Below are 18,138 nucleotides of genomic sequence, written 5' to 3'. Positions count from 1 at the left end.
GGAAGGGAGGTCCGTGATGGAAGACGACGCACTGTTCCTCGGCTTCGATCTCACTGCCGTCGAACCGGAAGATGGCGGCCCGGATCCCGACAGGATCATCAAGGGCAATCCGAGGAGCCGGACTTGGCTTGTCGAGGAGCGCGACGCCGAGAAGCTCTATGCCGGTGTCTGGGAATCGACGCCGGGTGCCTGGCGTGTCGTCTATGACGAGTGGGAGTTCTGCACCATCCTCTCCGGGGTTTCCATCGTGCATGAGACCGGCAAGGAGACGCCGCGCATCCTGAGGACTGGCGACAGCTTCATCCTGCGACCGGGATTCTCCGGTATATGGGAAGTGGTTGAGACGACGCGCAAGCTCTTCGTGGTGCGAATGCCCTGAGCGGCCATATCGTCAATGGGCATGAAAACAGCCCGATACGAAATCCTGCGGTGCAGGAGTCCGCACAAAAAATACCGGGCGACGACTGTGTGCCGCCGCCCGGAAATTCTGATTGCTTAGCGATCAGTCGAGAAGGCTGATCTCGACCGCCTCGCGCCCCTTCGGGGTCTCGACGATCTTCATGGCAACGCGCTGGCCATCGGTCAGAGGGCCCATGCCGGCCGACTGCAGGACGGAGATATGGACGAATACGTCCTTGCCGCCATCCTCGCCGGCCACGAAGCCGAAGCCCTTCTCGGGGTTGAACCACTTGACGGTGCCGTCGAGCGGCGTCGCCGAAGAGGTGTCGACCGACCGACGCGGCGGACGAGGCGCGCCGAAGCCACCACCGCCGAAGCCGCCACGATCGCCGCCGCCGAAGCCACCCGGACGCGGACCGCGGTCGCCACCGCCGAAGCCGCCCGGACGTGGACCGCGCGGGGCCTGCGGCGTCGCGGTCGTTTCATCGACCTCAAGCACCTTGACCACCTGCTTGCCCTTGGCGCCCTGGGCCACCTGAACCTTCAGCGTCGAGCCCGGCGGAACGCTGTCGCGCCCCACGGCCTGCAACTGACCGATATGCAGGAAGGCATCGCCCGAACCGTCGGTGAGCGCGGTAAAGCCGAAACCCTTCTCCGGGTTGAACCAGGATACCGTCGCCTCGACCACCGGGCCGCTCGGCGGGGCGCTGTCATACGGCGAAGGACCGCCAAAACTGCGCGCCGGCCGCTCGGGACGAATGTCGAACGACGGCATCATGTCGTCATCAAATCCGCCACGCCGCCGCGGCGGGCGGAAATCCTTACCCTTACCCATTCTGTCTTCTCGTCTCCGCCAAAACATAGCTCCAGACCGATGCCCGCGGAGAGCTGCATCGAGCCAGTTTGTTTCTAGAGAGCTATTCCACCGCAGAATTCGTCTATTTTACCCGGCACATCGCACCATCACCTAGGCAATGGTACGCCAGACCGCCCGCACTTCAGAACCGCTCCACCTCTAGTCTTACCACAGATATTAGCGTTTCTGCTGCTTGAAAATCGCGCGGAGGGTGGTCAGCGGGTCACTTTTTGCGTTTTTTTACGTGCTTGACGCACCCTGTGCGCCGACCAAAGGCGAGGACCACGACGAATCGCCAATGTAGTGCCGCTCAGCCGAAACGATCGCGAAAGATCGACCCACCACCAGCCGGCCGAATCGTCTTGCGCGCAGCCGCGCTGGATGACGCAAGATCAGAATAGTTCCAAAGCCGGTTCCAAAAAAGTCCTCGCCCACCCTTGAAGGTGGCTTTGACCGGGGCCACTTCGGTATCGTTGCTCGGAACACTCCGAAAGGGAAGAAAAATGAGAAGCTGCGTGATGAGACCCGGCTTTCATCCGCTATCCATCGCGGCGATGATCGTCGGTTTCGTGATCTTTTGGCCGATCGGCCTGGCAGTACTTGCCTATATACTTTGGGGGGATCGCATGCGCGCTCGCTGGAACGACTTTCGCCCCGATCTCGAGCGTGCGGCTCGTCGCGCCGGTTTCGAACGTGGCAGTTTTCAACACTACCGTGCCGGCTCAACCGGCAACACCGCCTTTGACGCCTACCGGGAAGCCGAGCTGAAGCGCCTCGAAGAGGAACGCGCGGCTCTCGATCGGATGCGTGACGAGTTCGACGAGTTTCTGGCCAACCTGCGTCGCGCCAAAGACCAGGAAGAGTTCGATCGCTTCAAGGCAAGCCGCAGTCCTGCTGCCTAAGAGGGCCTCTCCCGGATCCCTCCACGCCGGGAAGGCTGACACAGGCCCCTGCGCCCATCGGCGTGGGGGCTTTGTCATGACCGGCGCCGCTCATACACTGTGGTCATGCCGATTCGTCTGCCCTTCCTGCAAGCTCCCGAAAAGAAGCGTTCTCCGCCAACGAGCTTTCCCATCCTGGCGGGTGAACGCACGATAGAGGTGACGGTGCGGCGGAACGCTCGCGCCCGGCGCTACACGTTGCGGCTCGATCGGAAGGGTGATGGAGCCGTGGTGACCATCCCCCGTCGCGGCTCGCTCGCCGAAGCCAAGGCATTTGTCGCCCGGCACGCCGGATGGATCGCCGATCGGCTGGTGTCGCGGCCGGATATTCCGGACGTGCCGGCGGCCGTTTCCATCCGGGGCGTCGTTCATCGCGTCATTCCAACCGGATCCCCGCGCGGTAGCGTTCGGCTCGTCGCATGCGAGGGCGGTCCCGCGATCGAGGTGCCCGGCGAGGCCCCCCATGTCCGTCGTCGTCTCGCCGATCATCTGAAGAAGGAGGCGCGCGCCGATCTGACCGCCGCCGTGGCGCGCCATGCCGACGCCCTTGGTGTTCGACCCAGCGCCATCCGTCTCAAGGATACGACGTCGCGCTGGGGATCTGCCTCGGCGCGAGGCGTGCTTGCCTTTTCCTGGCGGCTCGTCATGGCGCCGCCCTTTGTGCTCGATTATGTGGCGGCCCATGAGGTGGCCCATCTCAGGGAGATGAACCACTCCGACCGATTCTGGGCGATCTGCGAGCACCTTTGCCCGGCCATGGATGCGGCCAAGGACTGGCTGAAGAAAAATGGCGCCGGCCTTCACCGGCAGCCATGATCTCGCGGCTCAGTTTCCGAACAGTCGCTGAAGAAGCCCTTTCTCCTCAGGGCTCGCAGATGTCACGGGCACGTTAAACGGCGGCATCGGTGCGTTGCCCGGAAGTTGGGGGCCCTGCATCGGCAGGCCGTCGGTCTCGGCAAAGCTGACGCCGACGTTGGTCGGGGGAGGGACCAGTTCCACGCCTGGCAGGGGTCGGGCCGGCAGCCCGCGCGTCGCTTCGGTCATGAAGCGGTTCCAGAGCAGCGCGGTCAGTGCGCCGCCGGTGGCTTTTCTCGTCGGCGTGTTGTCGTCGTTGCCGAGCCAGACGCCCGCCGTGAGGCCATTGGTATACCCGATGAACCAGGCGTCGCGGAAATCCTGGCTGGTGCCGGTCTTGCCGGCAACCGGCCGGTCCGAAAGCATGGCCTTCTGGCCTGTTCCGTTGGTGACCACTGCCGATAGCATGCGGTTCATGGTGCCTGCCGCGACTTCCGAGATCACCCGGCCGGTGCCCTCACCTTGTCGATGGAACAGCACCTTTCCGTCCTTGGTCCTGATATCCTCGACGAGATAGGGGATGATGCCCCAGCCACCATTTGCAAAGGGCACGTAGGCGGCGGTGATCTCAAGCGGCGTCACTTCGCCAGTTCCCAAGGCGATCGACGGGTTGTCATGGAGCTGGCTGACGATGCCGACGCGTCGGGCTGTCTGGACCACGTTGTCCGGTCCGAGTGTCGCGGTGAGGCGCGCCGCCACCGTGTTCAGCGAGCGGGCCAGCGCCGTGGTCAGCGTTACGGGACCGAGATACTCGTTCTCGTAGTTTTTCGGCGCCCAGCCATTGATCGATACCGGTTCGTCGACGACGATGGAATCCGGCGTGAAACCGTGCTCGATGGCAGTGAGGTAGACGAAGGGCTTGAAAGCCGATCCCGGCTGACGGCGCGCCTCGATGGCGCGGTCGAACTGGCTGGTCGCGTAGTCCTTGCCGCCGACGAGCGCCTTGACGGCGCCGTCGTTGTCGATGGCGACCAGGGCGCCCTGGCTTGCCTTGTACTTGACGCCCTCCTTGTCGAGCGTGGTGCGGATGGCGTTCTCCGCCGCGGCTTGCATGCGGGCGTCGATGGTGGTGGTCACCACAAGGTCGGTACGATAGCGGGCGACATAGCCGGGCAGGAGGTCCATCACCCAGTCGGCAACGTAGTTGGCGGCCGACCCGTTTTTGTTCGGCTTTGAGGGAGCACCGACAGCCGATGCCCGCGCCGCTTCGTCGCGGCTGACATAGCCTTGCTCGGCCATGGCGGCGAGGACGACCTTGGCGCGCTCGGCGGCCAGCTTGGGCGAGTTGGTCGGCGCGTAACGCGAGGGTGCTTTCAGGAGCCCGGCGATGGTGGCCGCCTCGGCCAGATTGACCTCGCGAGCCGACTTGCCGAAATAGCGCCGAGCCGCCGCGTCGACGCCATAGGCGCCGGCGCCGAGATAGACGCGGTTAAGATACATTTCCAGGATCTGGTTCTTGGAAAAGCGCCACTCCAGCCACAGGGCGAGCACGGCCTCCTGAAGCTTTCGCTCCAGCGTGCGGTCAGGCTGCAGGAACAGGTTCTTGGCGAGCTGCTGGGTCAGCGTCGAGCCGCCCTGCACCACGGAGCGGGCAAAGAGGTTGGTGACCATCGCGCGCGACAGGCCGATCGGATCGACGCCAAAGTGATGGTAGAAGCGGCGGTCTTCGATGGCTACCACTGCCTCCGGCAGGAAGGGCGACATCTCGGACAGCGACACTTCCTCGCCACCGGTATCGCCACGGTTGGCGATCATCGTGCCCGATGCGTCCACGATTTCGACGTTGGGCGGCCGTGTGGGCACCTTCCAGTCGTCGATCTGCGGCATGGTGGCGACCGTATAGCAGATGACGCCGGCGATGCCGATCAACCCCCAAATGCCAAGGACGACGCCCCAGTAGAAAAGGCGTCCGATCAGTCCCATGCCTGAGCGTCGGCTTCGTTTTGGCTGGCGTTTGGTGGACTTGCGGCGGCGTGGCGGCCGTTCGGTCATTTCCACCTCCTCGCCGCCATGATCGTCATCGAAGCTGGGCTCCATCCGCTCGGCAGGCGCCGGTTTTCCGCTGCGCGAGTTGGGCAGGCGACGGGGCGGCGTGAAGCGGTCGCCCTCGCGGGCTGAAAAATCACCATCCCGAGCAGGGGCCTCGAAGGTTGGCTCGGCTCGCTCGCGTCGAGTGTCCCGTTTGTTGCTCCGCATCGTCCGCCGCCACTCCTTCGGTCCGGGCCGGATGGTCCCATGGAGCATCCGATTCACCCTAAATGAGGCGGTTTAAGGGGTCGTAAAGGATGACGCCGCCTGGGACAGGCGCTGTCGGGGTCTCGGCGACATGCGGCGCCGCGCGAAGCGGAAGCCAAGGACCGGGGGGCCGCCGGCGCTTGAGGCTTATGAAAAAGCGGCGGTTTAGGGGGCGTAAAGAGTGATCGCGGGCGGCTTGGTTGACTTTGCCTCGCAACAAGCCGCAAATACCGGCGCGTGACGGTCCCTCCTCCGTGGGGAGGGCGAAAGAGGGAACGCGGAATCGGGCAAGGTCCCGAAAGCCGCGGCTGCCCCCGCAACTGTGAGCGGCGAGCCGGATGCCCCGCGTGCCACTGATCCCCCAGGGATCGGGAAGGCCGCGTCCGACGACGAACCGCGAGCCAGGAGACCTGCCGCCACGCAGGAAAGTCGAGACCGCCGGTGGGGCGGGAAAGGACCAGATCATGACGCTTGCCCCGGCGGCTTTCGGCCGCCGCTTTTTGACGTTTCGGGAGTGCCGGCCATGACGGCGCATCCGGTTACGCTGCACGTCTGTCTTGCCTGCCGCGCGGCGGGCGACGACGATGCTGTCAGGGCTGGGGCCCGTCTCCATGCTGCCCTTGCAGACCGGCTCGATGGGCGAAGTGACATCCGCCTTTCCGGCGTGGAATGTCTCTCTGTCTGCAAACGACCCGTTACCGTTGCCTTCGTCGCCCCGGACAAATGGACTTACATTTCCGCCGACGCTGTTCATCCCGATGAGGTGATCGACGCTGCCGAGCGCTACGCCGCGAGCGAGGATGGCCGCGTGCCGTGGCGCGAGCGCCCGCCTCTTCTGAAATCGGGCCTCGTCGCCCGCATCCCGCCACAGTCGGAGCCCAGCCGATGAACGCCCAATCCAAGATCCCCGTCACCATCGTCACCGGCTTTCTCGGGTCCGGCAAGACGACGCTGATCCGCCACGTCATCGAACGCGCCGGCGGCCGTCGTCTGGCGCTCATCGTCAACGAGTTCGGCGATGTCGGGGTCGATGGCGACATACTCAGGGCTTGTGGAGCCGCTGATTGCCCGGAAGACTCGATCGTCGAACTCGCGAATGGCTGCCTGTGCTGCACGGTCGCCGACGACTTCCTGCCGGCCATCGAGGCGTTGACCAAGGGCACGCGCCGGCCCGACCACATCATCGTGGAGACATCCGGCCTTGCGTTGCCGAAGCCGTTGATCAAGGCCTTCGATTGGCCGGATGTACGGGCCCGCCTGACGGTGGATGGTGTCATCGCGGTGGTGGATGCCGCCGCCGTTGCCGCCGGCCGCTTCGCCGACGATCCAGACGCCGTGCTCGCCCAGCGGCAAGACGATCCATCGGTCGATCACGACAATCCGCTCGAAGAAGTCTACGAGGATCAGCTTCTCGCCGCCGACCTGGTCGTGCTCAACAAGGTCGATCTTCTCTCCACCGAAGAGCTGACTCGCGTTTCCCGCGATATCGAATCCTCCCTGCCGAAGGCGGTCCGCATCGTGTCGACTTCGGAGGGTGAAATCGCCCCCGAGATCCTGCTCGGTCTCGCAGCCGCCGCCGAGGACGACCTTTCCAGCCGGCCGAGTCATCACGACGGCCTTGGCGATCATCACCATGACGACTTCTCGACCTTCGCCGTCGAGATTGGCGCTGTCAGTGATCCGGACAGTCTGATCGGCCGCCTGAAGGCGGTGGCTGAGGCGCACGACATCCTGCGCATCAAGGGTTTCGTGGAAATCGCCGGTAAGCCGATGCGCCTGCTGGTGCAGGGGGTCGGTGGCCGCTTCCGCCATGCCTTCGATCGCCCTTGGCCGGCCGGCCCGCGCCGAGGCGCCCTGGTGGTGATCGGCGAAAAGGGTATCGACGAGGCGGCCATCCGCGCAGCTCTCGCCTGATTAAAGGAAAACGACCTTGCACATTCTGGCCGAACAGATCCGTTCGCTCGACGACAGCGTCGCTGCGGTCGATCTCGGCCAGACTCCGGCGGACATCGTGGTTCTGTCCTTCTCCGACAGCGATCTCGGCCTTGTGGCCGCCGTGCATGGGCGGCTCGGTGCAGATTCGCCGAGCCTCCGCCTTGCCTCGCTCGCCGCCTTGCGCCACCCCTACTCCGTCGATCTCTATCTGGAGAAGGTCGCCGCGAAAGCACGCTTCGTGCTGGTGAGGCTGCTGGGTGGCGCCGATTACTGGCGCTACGGCGTCGATGAACTCTCGATGCTGGCGCGTTCCAGGGGCATCCATCTCGCGCTGATCCCCGGCGACGACAGACCCGATCCGCGTCTTTCCGTCGCCTCGACATTGCCGGCGGAGGATCTTGACCTTCTCGAGCGCTGGTTCGCTTTTGGCGGACCGGACAACATTGCTGCCGCGCTCGCCTTCATTGCCGCACATCTGGGGCGTGATCAGGCCTGGAGCGCGCCGACGAGACAGCCGGCCTTTGGGCGCTTCCCCCAGGTCGGGGTCAACAATGATCGACGGGTGCTGATCGTTGGCTATCGGGCGCTCGTCAACGCAGGCGACGCCGCGCCGATCGAAGCTCTGGCCGATGCACTGGCGGGGGGCGGATTCGCGGTTTCTCCGGTCTGGGTCACCTCATTGAAAGATCCGGACGTTGCCGATCCGCTTTGTGAGGCCATCTCCGCCTTCAAGCCTGACGTCATCGTCAACTGTACCGCTTTCTCCGCCCGCCGCGACGATGGCACGACGCTTCTCGATGTCGCAGACGTCCCGGTGATCCAGGCTCCCCTTTCCACGCTTTCACGAGAGGCCTGGGTGGCCTCGTCACGCGGCCTGTCGGCTACCGATCTCGCCATGAGCGTGGTGCTGCCGGAGGTCGATGGGCGTCTGGACGGCCCGGTAATCAGTTTCAAGGCGCCGACCAATCTTGCCGAGGCGCTCGAGTACACGCCGATCCGTCACCGGCCGGACGAAGAGGGGATATCGCGGCTCGTGCGCCTCGTGGATAGCTGGACGCGGCTGAGACGAACGCCGCGCGGCGACCGGCGCCTCGGTCTGGTGCTCTCCAACTACTCCGGCAAGGGGGGGCGCACAGCCTATGCCGTCGGTCTGGACGGACCTGCCTCGCTCATAGCGATCGCCGACGATCTCAGGTCCGCCGGCTACGAAGTCGATCCATTGCCGGACCAAATGGCGTTGATCAACGCGCTGGAAACCGGAAAGGCCACCATCGATATCCCGCTTGCCGATTATCGCCATTGGTTTTCCCGTCTGCCCGAGGTATTGCGCACTTCGATGACGGCGGCCTGGGGCGCACCCGAGGCTGATCCATTTGTCGAGGGCGGCGTCTTCCGCCTCGCTGCGATCGTTGCCGGCCATCTCGCAATTGCCGTGCAGCCCGATCGCGGCCGGCCAGACAACCGCGCCGCCGACCATCACGACCCCAACTTGCCGCCGCGCCATGCCTATGCCGCCTTCTATCTCTGGCTCAGGCACGGCTTTGATGCCCACGCCATGGTCCATCTCGGCACCCACGGCACCCTCGAATGGCTGCCTGGCAAGGCGGCGGGGCTCTCAGGCGACTGCGCGCCGGCGGTGCTCGCGGATGGGCTTCCTGTCGTCTATCCCTTCATCGTCAACAATCCCGGCGAGGCCGCCCAGGCCAAGCGCCGCATCGCCGCCGTCACCCTAGGCCATCTGACGCCACCACTGATGCGGTCCGGTACCCATGGCGACATCGCCGACATCGAGATGCTGGTGGACGAGTTCGCCAATGCCCAGGCGCTCGACCCGCGCCGGGCCAGGCATCTCGCCGCCGCGTTGACCGAAAAGGCTGAGGCGGCGGGCATCGCCGAGGCGGCTGGTCTTTCCGCCGATCTCGATCCGGCCGACAAGCTGGCGCGTCTCGATGCCTGGATCTGCGACGTCAAGGACATGCGCATCTCCGAAGGCCTGCACGTGTTCGGTCGTGCGCCGAGCGAGACGCGCGTCGCTGCGCATCTTGAGGCTCTGGATGGCAATCTCGCTGCTGCCGGCGCTTTCCTCGCTTCTGCCGAAACCGAACGCGAGGGACTTCTGGCCGCTCTCGATGGTCGCCGTGTCGCGCCGGGACCCTCTGGAGCGCCGGGGCCGAAACGGCTCGACGTTCTCCCGACGGGCCGCAACCTCTACGCCATCGATCCGCGCGCCGTGCCGACGCGTACCGCCATGGAAATTGGGGCCCGAACGGCCGAGGAGGTCGTCGCACGCTACGTCGAGGACCATGGCGACTGGCCGAAATCCATCGTGCTCGATGTGTGGGCGTCGGCGTCGATGCGCACCGGCGGCGACGATATCGCTCAAGCCCTGGCGCTCCTGGGTGTCAGGCCAACGTGGGATGCCGCCTCAGGCCGTGTCTCGGGCTTCACGGTGCTCTCGCCCGCTCGCCTCGGCCGGCCGCGCATCGACGTGACGCTACGCGTCTCCGGCCTGTTCCGGGACGTTTTCCCTGGCCAGATCGCCTTGTTCGATCAGGCGGTGAAGGCGGTGGCGGCGCTCGACGAGGACGTGGAAACCAACCCGCTTGCTGCAAGGCGAGAGCCCGAGCCGTCTCGTGTTTATGGTGCCGCGCCCGGTGCTTTCGGCAGCGGGCTTGGCGAGATGACCCCGGACGATCTCTCCACCACCCGGAGTGCTCTGGCCGATGCCTATCTCGCGGCCTCCGGCCATGCCTATGCGGGCGAGGGGGATTCGGCCGATCCCACCGGCTTTGCGGCGCGCGTTGCCGCCGCCGATGCTTTCGTTCACGTGCAGGACCTCGACGGCCAGGATCTTCTGTCCAACGACGCTTTCGCTTCCCACGAGGGTGGCTTTGCGGCGGCATCGAAGGTGCTCGGCGGCCGGGCGGCGCTCTACCATGTCGATACCACCGGCAACGCGCCAAAGGCGCGCACGCTCGATGAGGAAGTTGCCCGCGTCGTTCATGGCCGCGCGGCAAATCCGCGCTGGATTGCCGGGCAGATGCGTCATGGTCATCGCGGCGCTTCCGAGATCTGTGAGGCGGTCGCCAATCTCTGCGCCTTCGCGGTGTTGTCCGACGCCGTTGACGTCAAGCATCTCGACCGGCTGTTCGACGCAACCTTCGGCGACGATCTCGTGCGAGATTTCCTCGTCGAGGCCAACCCGGCGGCTGCCCGCGATGCGCTCCAACGTTTGAGGAAAGTGATCGATCGTGGTGCCTGGGTTCTGCGTCGGAACTCAGTAGCGGCCCGTCTCGCCGATACGGAGGCGCGCCTCAAATGAGTGAGACCCGCATTCGTGGATGGTGCCCCGGTGCGCGTCGCCCCATGCGGAGTGGCGACGGCCTGATCCTGCGCCTCCGGGTGACCGGAGGGCGCCTTTCACCGGACACCGTGCGCGCCATTGCCGACCTTGCTTCCCGTTACGGAAATGGAGAGCTCGACCTTGGCCGACGAGGTGGCTTGCAGCTTCGCGGCGTTGGCGACCATGACTTCGGCGCGCTGGAAATCGAACTCGCCGCTCTCGGCCTGCTCGACGGAGACGCGGGGGCCGAGGCGGTGCGCAACGTCGTGGCCTCCCCCCTGTCGGATCTCGACGAGACGGCCCAAGGCGATGCCTTCGCGCTGGCTAGGCAGCTGGAAGCGGCGCTCGTCGCCGAGACTGGTCTCCGGTCGCTACCGGCCAAGTTCGGCTTTTCCGTCGACGACGGAGGCCGCATTGGTCTGACAGAGGTCCCCGCCGACGTGCGCCTGAGATTCGAACGCAACAATGTGGCCGTTTCGCTCGACGGTGATGTTCGGACGGTCATGTTGCCCCCCGAAGAGACCGTGGCAATCGCTCTCCGCCTGGCCCACACTTTTCTCGATCTCGCATCTCGCATCGATCCGCCACCGCGTCGCATGGCGGCGCTTGTTGATCATGTCGGCGCTGAAACCCTGTTCGCCTCTGCCGGACTTGGTATGGGAGACATCTCGCGGCCCAATCGCACCGATGCCGCCCCGTTGATCGGCGCCTTTTCTGTGCATGTCGGGGTCGGTCTGCCGTTTGGCAGGATCACCGCCGATCAGCTGCTTTTCCTTGCCAGCCTCGCAGCTACCGATATCAGGCTGACGCCATTCCGGGTCGTTCTGTTGCCAGGCGTTTCGGCCGATGTCCTGCCGCGCCTTGCCGATGCCGGATTTGTCACCGCGCCGGACGACCCGCTTCTTGCCGTCGTTGCCTGCCCGGGCGCGCCTGCCTGCGCTACGGCCACCGTCGAGACCCGAGGTCTTGCTCGCCGCCTTGCGCAGCTTAAATCGAGCCATCGGGGCATATGGCTGCATGTTTCGGGCTGCGAGAAGAGCTGCGCCAGTTCCGCAAGGCATGCCGTCACGTTGGTCGGCCGTGACGGCGGCCTCGACCTCGTGCTAGACGGCAGACCAGCCGATCTTCCTCGCCACGCGGGCCTTTCGCCCGAAGTGGCCGAGGCTCTTTTCCGTTCCGGGACACAATAAAGATGAGTCACGATTACATCCGCGATGGCGCGGAGATCTACCGGCGGTCCTTCGCCATCATCCGCGCGGAGGCCGACCTTGGCCGTTTTCCACCCGAAGAGGAGAAGGTGGCCGTCCGCGTCATCCATGCCGCCGGCATGGTGGAAGTGGCTCACGATCTTGCGTTCGGTCCTGGTGCGGTCGCGGCTGCGAAAGCGGCGCTCGAAGTCGGCGCTCCGGTGATCTGCGACTCCCGAATGGTAGCCAACGGCATCACCCGCTCCCGCCTGCCGGCCAGCAACGACGTGATCTGTACCCTCGACGATCCCTCCGTGCCGACGTTGGCGCTCACCATTGGCAACACACGCACCGCAGCGGCCATGATGCTGTGGGGAGAGCGCCTCAAGGGTGCCGTCGTTGTCATCGGTAACGCGCCCACCGCTCTCTTCCACCTGTTCGAGATGCTTGATGCCGGTGCTCCCAGGCCCGCGGCGGTGATTGGCATGCCGGTTGGTTTCGTCGGGGCTGCCGAGTCCAAGGAAGCGCTGATCGCCGATGGCCGGGTACCCTACATCGTGGTGCGCGGACGGAAGGGCGGCTCGGCTATGGCGGCGGCGGCCGTCAACGCACTGGCGAGCGAACGAGAATGACCACTCCCGGAACGCTTCATGGTGTGGGTGTCGGACCGGGCGATCCCGAACTGGTTACCGTCAAGGCGGCGCGACTGATCGGGTCGGCGCCGGTCCTCGCCTATTTCGCCAAGAAGGGGCGACGGGGACACGCCCGTACCATCGTCGAGCCCTATGTTCGCCCGGGCACCGAGGAGTTGCCGCTCCACTACCCGCTCACCACCGAGATGAGCTTTGCCGATCCGCTTTATGTGCGTGAGGTCGGCGGTTTCTATGCCGAGGCGGCCGAGATGCTGGCCGGTCATCTCGCCGCCGGTCGCGATGTCGTGCTGATCGCCGAGGGCGACCCTCTCTTCTACGGGTCCTTCATGCACCTCTACGTGCGCCTCAAGGATCGATTTCCGGTTCGGATCACGCCGGGCGTCACCGGTTTCTCCGGCTGCGCATCGGCGGCCGGTCTGCCGATGACCTGGGGTGACGATGTTCTGGCCGTGCTGCCTGGCACGCTTGCCGAGGACGATCTGGCCATTCGCCTCGAAGGTGCTGATGCCGCCGTGATCATGAAACTCGGCTCGAATTTCCCGAAGGTACGCCGCGCGATCGTCCGCGCCGGCCTTGAGCGGCGCGCGATCTACATCGAGCGTGGTTCGATGCAAGGCGAAATCGTGCTGCCTCTCAGCGAGAAGACCGACGATGCCTCGCCTTACTTCTCTTTGATCCTGATCGGTGGCGAGGGACGACGGCCATGAGGAAGACGGGCGAGATTCTGGTGGTCGGCCTTGGTCCGGGGCCGGATGTCTGGCGAACGCCGGAGGCAAGCGCCGCGATCGAACGGGCGACCGACCTTGTGGGTTACGAACCCTATCTCGCCCGCTGCCCGGAGCGGCCTGGCCAGACGCGCCACGGCAGCGACAATCGCGTCGAACTCGAGCGGGCGCGCCTTGCCATCGATCTCGCCCGCGCCGGTCGTATCGTCGCTGTCGTCTCAGGCGGCGATCCCGGCGTCTTCGCCATGGCGGCGGCGGTCGTCGAGGCGGTGGAGGCAGATGGGGCGGCGGGCGATCTCGAGGTCACCGTATTGCCCGGCATTTCGGCCATGCAGGCGGCGGCGGCCCGGCTCGGTGCGCCGCTCGGGCACGATTTCTGCGCCATCTCGCTATCCGACAATCTCAAGCCCTGGGCGCTCGTCGAGAAGCGGCTTCGCGCTGCCGCCGAGGGCGATTTCGTCATCGCTTTCTATAACCCGGCCTCGAAGGCTCGGCCGACCCGCATTTTTGACGCTTTCGAGCTTCTGTGCGGTTTGAAAGCCGGTGCGACACCCGTCGCCTTCGCCCGGGCCGTCGGTCGCCCCGACGAGCGGATCGTTGTGACGACGCTCGCCGACGCCGATCCGTCCATCGTCGACATGGCGACGATGGTCATCATCGGCTCGTCGGAAAGTCGGCTGATCGACCGGCCGGGTGGAACGCCGTGGATTCTCAGCCCGCGTCAGTCGAGGGGAGGGGCGGCATGAACGAGCCGCGTCTCGATGTCGGCCATAACATCGTCGAGCTCGTGATAGGTGGTGACGGTCACCGGTTCGGGCGGCGCCACCATGATCACCGGCAAGCCCAGACGACGCGCCGCCGCAACCTTGCCATAGGTGGCGTCGCCACCGGCATTCTTGGTCACCATGATCTCAACGCCCTCGGCCTGCATCAGTCGGGCTTGCGACTCCTCGTCGAACGGACCGCGCTCAAGCAGCAGGCGATAGTCCGGCAGGTTCAGCTCGTGCGGCGGATCGATGGAGCGGACGACATAGTGGTGCTGGGGCGCCGCCTCGAAGGCGGAAAGGCCGAGCCGGCCGACGGTCAGGAAAACGCATCTCGGTTCGGAGCCGAGCGCCGCGCAGGCGGCGTCGAGATCGGGAACCTCAAGCCAGTTGTCGCCCGGAATGGGTTTCCACGGCTCCCGGGTGTAGCGGACGAGCGGCACGCCGGTCATCTCGCTGGCCGCCACGGCGTTGGCCGAGATACGGGCAGCGAAGGGATGAGTGGCGTCGATCAGGAGATCGATGCTCTCCTCGCGCAGGAAGGCGGCGAGCCCGTTGATGCCGCCGAACCCGCCGACGCGGGTGTTGAGGGCCTGAGCCGCCGGTTCATGGGTGCGGCCGGCCAGCGACAGCAGTGCCCAGATATCCTGGCGCTTTTGCAGCCGCTCGGAGAGGCGCGAGGCCTCTGTGGTCCCGCCCAGGACGAGAATGCGCATCGGTCTTGCGGAGTCCCCCATGGCTGAAACCTCCCTTTCACCCTGGCTGACGATCGTCGGCCTCGGAGAGGACGGTCTCGACGGTCTCTCTCCTGCGGCAGTTTCGGCCATCGCACAAGCGGGTTTCATCGTAGGCGGCCGTCGACATCTCGATCTCATCAAGGCCGAGCCGGCGATCTCGCTCGCCTGGCCGTCGCCGCTCAAGGACGCTTTCCCGGACATTCTGGCCCGGCGCGGCACTCCGGTAGCGATACTCGCCTCCGGTGATCCCTTCTTCTATGGCGTCGGTTCGCTTTTGGCCGAGATCGTCGATCCCGGGGAAATGATCGTGCTGCCGGCACCCTCTGCCTTTGCGTTGGCCGCCGCCCGGCTCGGCTGGCCGGGGCAGGATGTCGTCCGCGTCAGCCTGCATGGCAGGGCGCTCGAGCGCGTACTGCCGCATGTCCAGCCTGGGGCCCGCCTGCTCGCCCTGTCCTGGGATGGCACGACGCCGGCAAAGCTCGCCGAGCTCCTGACGACGCGCGGCCTCGGCAACAGCCGCCTTACCGTGCTGGAAGCGATGGGAGGCCTCAGGGAGCGTCGTCGCTCGGCGGTTGCCGGCGCCTTCGAAATCGACAACATCGATCCCCTCAATCTTGTCGCCGTCGAGGTCGAGGGCGGGCAGGATGCTCGCGTCATCCCCTTCACGCCCGGCCTGCCGGACGACTGGTTCGAGCATGACGGGCAGATCTCCAAGCGCGAGGTCAGGGCGCTCACCATCGCCGCGCTAAAGCCCACACGCGGTGAGACGCTGTGGGACGTCGGCGCGGGATCGGGCTCGGTCGCCATCGAGTGGATGCTGTGCGATCCTTCGTTGCGCGCCTGCGCCATTGAAGAAAACGCGACGCGTGCCGCCCGCGTTACCCGCAACGCCCAAGCCTTTGGCGTTCCGGATCTTCGTGTGATCGAGGCCAAAGCGCCGGATGGCTTCGACGCTCTTCCCGATCCCGACGCGATCTTCATCGGTGGCGGTTCGGGCGATCCGGGCGTGGTCGACGCCTGTGTCAGTCGGCTCAGATCAGGCGGACGGCTAGTCATCAATGCGGTTACGGTGGAAACGACAGCCGAGGTCTTTGCCCTTCAAGCCCGGTTGGGTGGCGATCTCACGCAAGTCGCCATCTCCCGGCTTGATCGCATCGGCGGCTTCCATGCGCTGCGGCCGGCTCTGCCGGTGGTCCAGTGGACTTGGGTGAAGCCGTGAGCGGCCGGATGGCCATTGGTGTCGGATGCCGACGCGGCGCTTCGACCGAGGCGATCATCCGGTTGATCGATCAGGCGAGGGCAGGTCTTGCGCCCGCCATCGGCCTGTTCACCACTGAGGACAAGCGGGGAGAAGCCGGATTGAGCGAGGCGGCGGAACGCCTTGTAGTGCCGCTCGTCTTTCTGTCCCGCGATGCGCTTTCGGCGATGGCCGACCGAATCGTGACGCCGTCACCGGCTGCGTTGGCTCGTTTCGGTGTTCCATCGGTGGCTGAAGCCGCCGCGCTCGCCGCCTTTGCCGGCCAGGCGCGTCTTGTCGTTCCACGCCGCGCCGAAGACGGCGTCACCGTCGCTGTGGCCGAGGAGATACAGGAATGACCGTGCATTTCATCGGCGCCGGCCCCGGCGCTCCCGACCTTCTAACGCTACGTGGCCGCGACCTGATCGCCGCCTGCCCCGTCTGTCTCTACGCGGGCTCTCTGATCCCGCCGGCCATTCTCGCCCACTGTCCCGAAGGTGCGCGCATCGTCGATACGGCGCCGCTGTCACTCGAAGAGATCGAAGCGGAGTATCTGAAAGCGCAAAGGAGCGGCCAGGACGTGGCACGCCTTCATTCCGGCGATCTTTCGGTCTGGAGCGCTCTTGGCGAGCAGATACGACTGCTGGAGAGACACGCCATTCCCTACACGGTAACGCCCGGTGTGCCGGCCTTCGCGGCGGCGGCGGCGGCGCTCGGCCGCGAGTTGACGCTGCCGGAGGTTGGCCAATCGCTGGTGCTGACGCGCACTTCCGGCCGGGCTTCCGCCATGCCGGAGAAGGAGAAGCTCTCGGCCTTCGCTGCCACTGGCGCGACGCTCGCCCTTCATCTCTCCATCCACGTTCTCGACCGCATCGTCGAGGACCTCACGCCTTATTATGGCGCCGACTGCCCAGTCGCTGTCATCTATCGCGCGAGCTGGCCGGATGAGCGGATTGTCAAGGGAACGCTGGCGACCATTCTTGACGAACTCCAGACGGCGCCCATGGAGCGGACGGCGCTCATTCTGGTTGGGCAGGTGCTCGGCGCCGAGGACTTCCGGGCAAGCGCCCTCTATTCGGCCGACTATCAACGCCGTTTCCGGGGGCGCGATTCGCGGGCCGGGGAGGGTGAGGACTAGACTTGCCTGAAGCCTGTGCTGGCCAGCGGTCCGCCGCTCCGGTCGAACAGGACGACTTCCAGCTCCATGCCGCTGCCGGCGAGTACCTTGGCGGCGGTCGCAAAGCCGAGCTCGGCCACCGCATTGGCGATGGGAAGTCTGGCCGTGTGGCAAAGCGTGAGCGCTTCCAGGGCGGTGTTGGCCTTGCCAATGCTCTCGACGAGATCGCTGTCACCGCCAAGGTCGGCGACAATGGCCGAAAGCGCCAGGAGGTCGACTGATCCTCGCTTGGAGTGAAGGTCGAGAAGGCCCTGGCCGAGTTTCACTCCCTTGGCGAATCCGAGCGCCAGCGTCACGCGTGGCACCGGTGCCTTGCGGAGGTATTTCAGCGTACCACCGACGAAGTCGCCCATGTCGATCAGTTGCACCTCATCGAGGCCATGGAGGGTCTTCACCGCCTGCTCGGAGGTGTTGCCGGTCGAAGCGGCGACATGGGAAAAGCCCGAGGCGCGCGCCACGTCGATACCGCGCTGAATGGACGAGATCCACGCCGCGCAGGAGAAGGGCACGACGATACCGGTGGTGCCGAGAACGGACAGGCCGCCGACAATGCCGAGCCGGCCGTTGAGCGTCCGCTCGGCCAGCTTTTCGCCATCCGCGATCGAGATCTCCACCTCGACATCCTCTGGCCCGCCGATGGTCGCGCGCGCCTCGTCGAGCGTCCGGGCGATCATGGCGCGCGGCACTGGATTGATCGCCGGCTCGCCGATGGCGAGCGGCAGGCCGGGGCGCGTGACGGTGCCGACACCAGGTCCTGCGCGGAAGACGAGGCCTGCGCCCCTGGCTGCCGGTCGAACGGTCGCGAGAATGAGGGCGCCGTGGGTGACGTCCGGATCGTCGCCGGCATCCTTGACCACGCCGGCTCGCGCCCACCCGTCTCCTATGGCCGTAACCGCTAGCGCGAAGGAGGGGGTTTGGCCTCCCGGCAAGGTCACGGTTACCGGGTCGGGAAAGTGGCCGCCGACAAGACGCTCGAAGGCGGCGCGGGTCGCGGCGGTGGCGCAACTGCCGGTGGTCCAGCCGCGCCTCAGATGCGGCGTTCCGCCGTCCGCTTCCTTGTCCTTGTCCGCCATCGAACGCACGTTCCTTTCGGG

At 65.8% G+C, this 18,138-nt stretch carries 17 protein-coding genes and 1 riboswitch; of the genes, 13 read left to right on the top strand and 4 right to left on the bottom strand.

Annotated elements, in window-relative coordinates:
- The first annotated feature begins 16 nt into the window (after positions 1-16).
- Complete coding sequence (locus M4J40_RS18705; RefSeq protein WP_251755927.1) at positions 17-379, top strand: cupin domain-containing protein; 363 nt, start codon at positions 17-19, stop codon at positions 377-379.
- Positions 380-502: 123 nt separating this feature from the next.
- Here the strand turns inward: M4J40_RS18705 and M4J40_RS22445 are convergent, their stop codons facing one another.
- The gene (locus M4J40_RS22445; RefSeq protein ID WP_257235291.1) at positions 503-1,234 is read right to left on the bottom strand and encodes a cold-shock protein; all 732 of its coding nucleotides are present in this window, start codon (positions 1,232-1,234) and stop codon (positions 503-505) included.
- 539 nt (positions 1,235-1,773) lie between these two features.
- Here M4J40_RS22445 and M4J40_RS18690 point away from each other — a divergent pair.
- On the top strand, positions 1,774-2,157 hold the full coding sequence (locus M4J40_RS18690; protein WP_251755926.1) for a DUF2852 domain-containing protein: 384 nt from the start codon (positions 1,774-1,776) through the stop codon (positions 2,155-2,157).
- 105 nt (positions 2,158-2,262) lie between these two features.
- Positions 2,263-3,012, top strand: coding sequence for a M48 family metallopeptidase (locus M4J40_RS18685; RefSeq protein WP_251755925.1), 750 nt, complete (start codon positions 2,263-2,265; stop codon positions 3,010-3,012).
- Between the two features lie 9 nt (positions 3,013-3,021).
- Here the strand turns inward: M4J40_RS18685 and M4J40_RS18680 are convergent, their stop codons facing one another.
- A complete protein-coding gene (locus tag M4J40_RS18680; protein ID WP_251755924.1) occupies positions 3,022-5,247 on the bottom strand; it encodes a transglycosylase domain-containing protein in 2,226 nt (741 codons plus the stop codon).
- A gap of 263 nt (positions 5,248-5,510) precedes the next feature.
- Positions 5,511-5,719, top strand: a riboswitch (cobalamin riboswitch).
- A 90-nt stretch (positions 5,720-5,809) separates the two neighbouring features.
- Here M4J40_RS18680 and M4J40_RS18675 point away from each other — a divergent pair.
- From M4J40_RS18675 to cobJ, 7 genes are read left to right on the top strand one after another with little or no spacing between them, the layout of a single operon-like run.
- Complete coding sequence (locus M4J40_RS18675) at positions 5,810-6,175, top strand: DUF1636 domain-containing protein (RefSeq protein WP_251755923.1); 366 nt, start codon at positions 5,810-5,812, stop codon at positions 6,173-6,175.
- Positions 6,172-7,200 carry a cobalamin biosynthesis protein CobW gene (gene cobW, locus M4J40_RS18670; RefSeq protein ID WP_251755922.1) on the top strand — a complete coding sequence of 343 codons (1,029 nt, stop codon included), beginning with the start codon at positions 6,172-6,174 and terminating at the stop codon, positions 7,198-7,200. Before M4J40_RS18675 ends, cobW begins: the two co-directional genes overlap by 4 nt.
- Positions 7,201-7,216: 16 nt before the next feature.
- Positions 7,217-10,543, top strand: coding sequence for a cobaltochelatase subunit CobN (gene cobN, locus M4J40_RS18665; RefSeq protein ID WP_251755921.1), 3,327 nt, complete (start codon positions 7,217-7,219; stop codon positions 10,541-10,543).
- Complete coding sequence (gene cobG, locus M4J40_RS18660) at positions 10,540-11,754, top strand: precorrin-3B synthase (protein WP_251755920.1); 1,215 nt, start codon at positions 10,540-10,542, stop codon at positions 11,752-11,754. Before cobN ends, cobG begins: the two co-directional genes overlap by 4 nt.
- Before the next feature lie 2 nt (positions 11,755-11,756).
- Positions 11,757-12,383 carry a precorrin-8X methylmutase gene (locus M4J40_RS18655; RefSeq protein WP_251755919.1) on the top strand — a complete coding sequence of 209 codons (627 nt, stop codon included), beginning with the start codon at positions 11,757-11,759 and terminating at the stop codon, positions 12,381-12,383.
- Positions 12,380-13,111, top strand: a complete 732-nt coding sequence (locus M4J40_RS18650; RefSeq protein ID WP_251755918.1) for a precorrin-2 C(20)-methyltransferase — start codon at positions 12,380-12,382, stop codon at positions 13,109-13,111. The genes M4J40_RS18655 and M4J40_RS18650 overlap by 4 nt, the downstream gene beginning before the upstream one ends.
- The gene (gene cobJ / locus M4J40_RS18645) at positions 13,108-13,875 is read left to right on the top strand and encodes a precorrin-3B C(17)-methyltransferase (RefSeq protein WP_251755917.1); all 768 of its coding nucleotides are present in this window, start codon (positions 13,108-13,110) and stop codon (positions 13,873-13,875) included. The genes M4J40_RS18650 and cobJ overlap by 4 nt, the downstream gene beginning before the upstream one ends.
- Here the strand turns inward: cobJ and M4J40_RS18640 are convergent.
- Positions 13,851-14,630: a cobalt-precorrin-6A reductase gene (locus M4J40_RS18640; RefSeq protein WP_251755916.1), complete on the bottom strand. Its 780-nt coding sequence runs from the start codon at positions 14,628-14,630 to the stop codon at positions 13,851-13,853. The genes cobJ and M4J40_RS18640 overlap by 25 nt on opposite strands.
- On the opposite strand from M4J40_RS18640, the gene cbiE reads away from it, so the two are divergent.
- Genes cbiE through cobM form a run of 3 tightly spaced genes read left to right on the top strand, consistent with a single transcriptional unit; the run spans position 14,629 to position 17,005 of the window.
- The gene (gene cbiE, locus M4J40_RS18635) at positions 14,629-15,849 is read left to right on the top strand and encodes a precorrin-6y C5,15-methyltransferase (decarboxylating) subunit CbiE (RefSeq protein WP_251755915.1); all 1,221 of its coding nucleotides are present in this window, start codon (positions 14,629-14,631) and stop codon (positions 15,847-15,849) included. The genes M4J40_RS18640 and cbiE overlap by 2 nt on opposite strands.
- Complete coding sequence (locus M4J40_RS18630; RefSeq protein WP_251755914.1) at positions 15,846-16,226, top strand: cobalamin biosynthesis protein; 381 nt, start codon at positions 15,846-15,848, stop codon at positions 16,224-16,226. The genes cbiE and M4J40_RS18630 overlap by 4 nt, the downstream gene beginning before the upstream one ends.
- Positions 16,223-17,005, top strand: coding sequence for a precorrin-4 C(11)-methyltransferase (gene cobM, locus M4J40_RS18625; RefSeq protein ID WP_251755913.1), 783 nt, complete (start codon positions 16,223-16,225; stop codon positions 17,003-17,005). Before M4J40_RS18630 ends, cobM begins: the two co-directional genes overlap by 4 nt.
- On the opposite strand, the gene M4J40_RS18620 is transcribed toward cobM, so the two are convergent.
- Positions 17,002-18,117: a cobalt-precorrin-5B (C(1))-methyltransferase gene (locus M4J40_RS18620; protein ID WP_251755912.1), complete on the bottom strand. Its 1,116-nt coding sequence runs from the start codon at positions 18,115-18,117 to the stop codon at positions 17,002-17,004. The two genes, cobM and M4J40_RS18620, sit on opposite strands and share 4 nt — an antisense overlap.
- Between the last annotated feature and the right edge of the window lie 21 nt (positions 18,118-18,138).

The organism is Pleomorphomonas sp. JP5 (genome assembly GCF_023721815.1).
Lineage (GTDB): Bacteria > Pseudomonadota > Alphaproteobacteria > Rhizobiales > Pleomorphomonadaceae > Pleomorphomonas.
The sequence above is the reverse complement of the archived record's forward strand: the minus strand, read 5'-3'. Positions and strand labels throughout refer to the sequence as shown.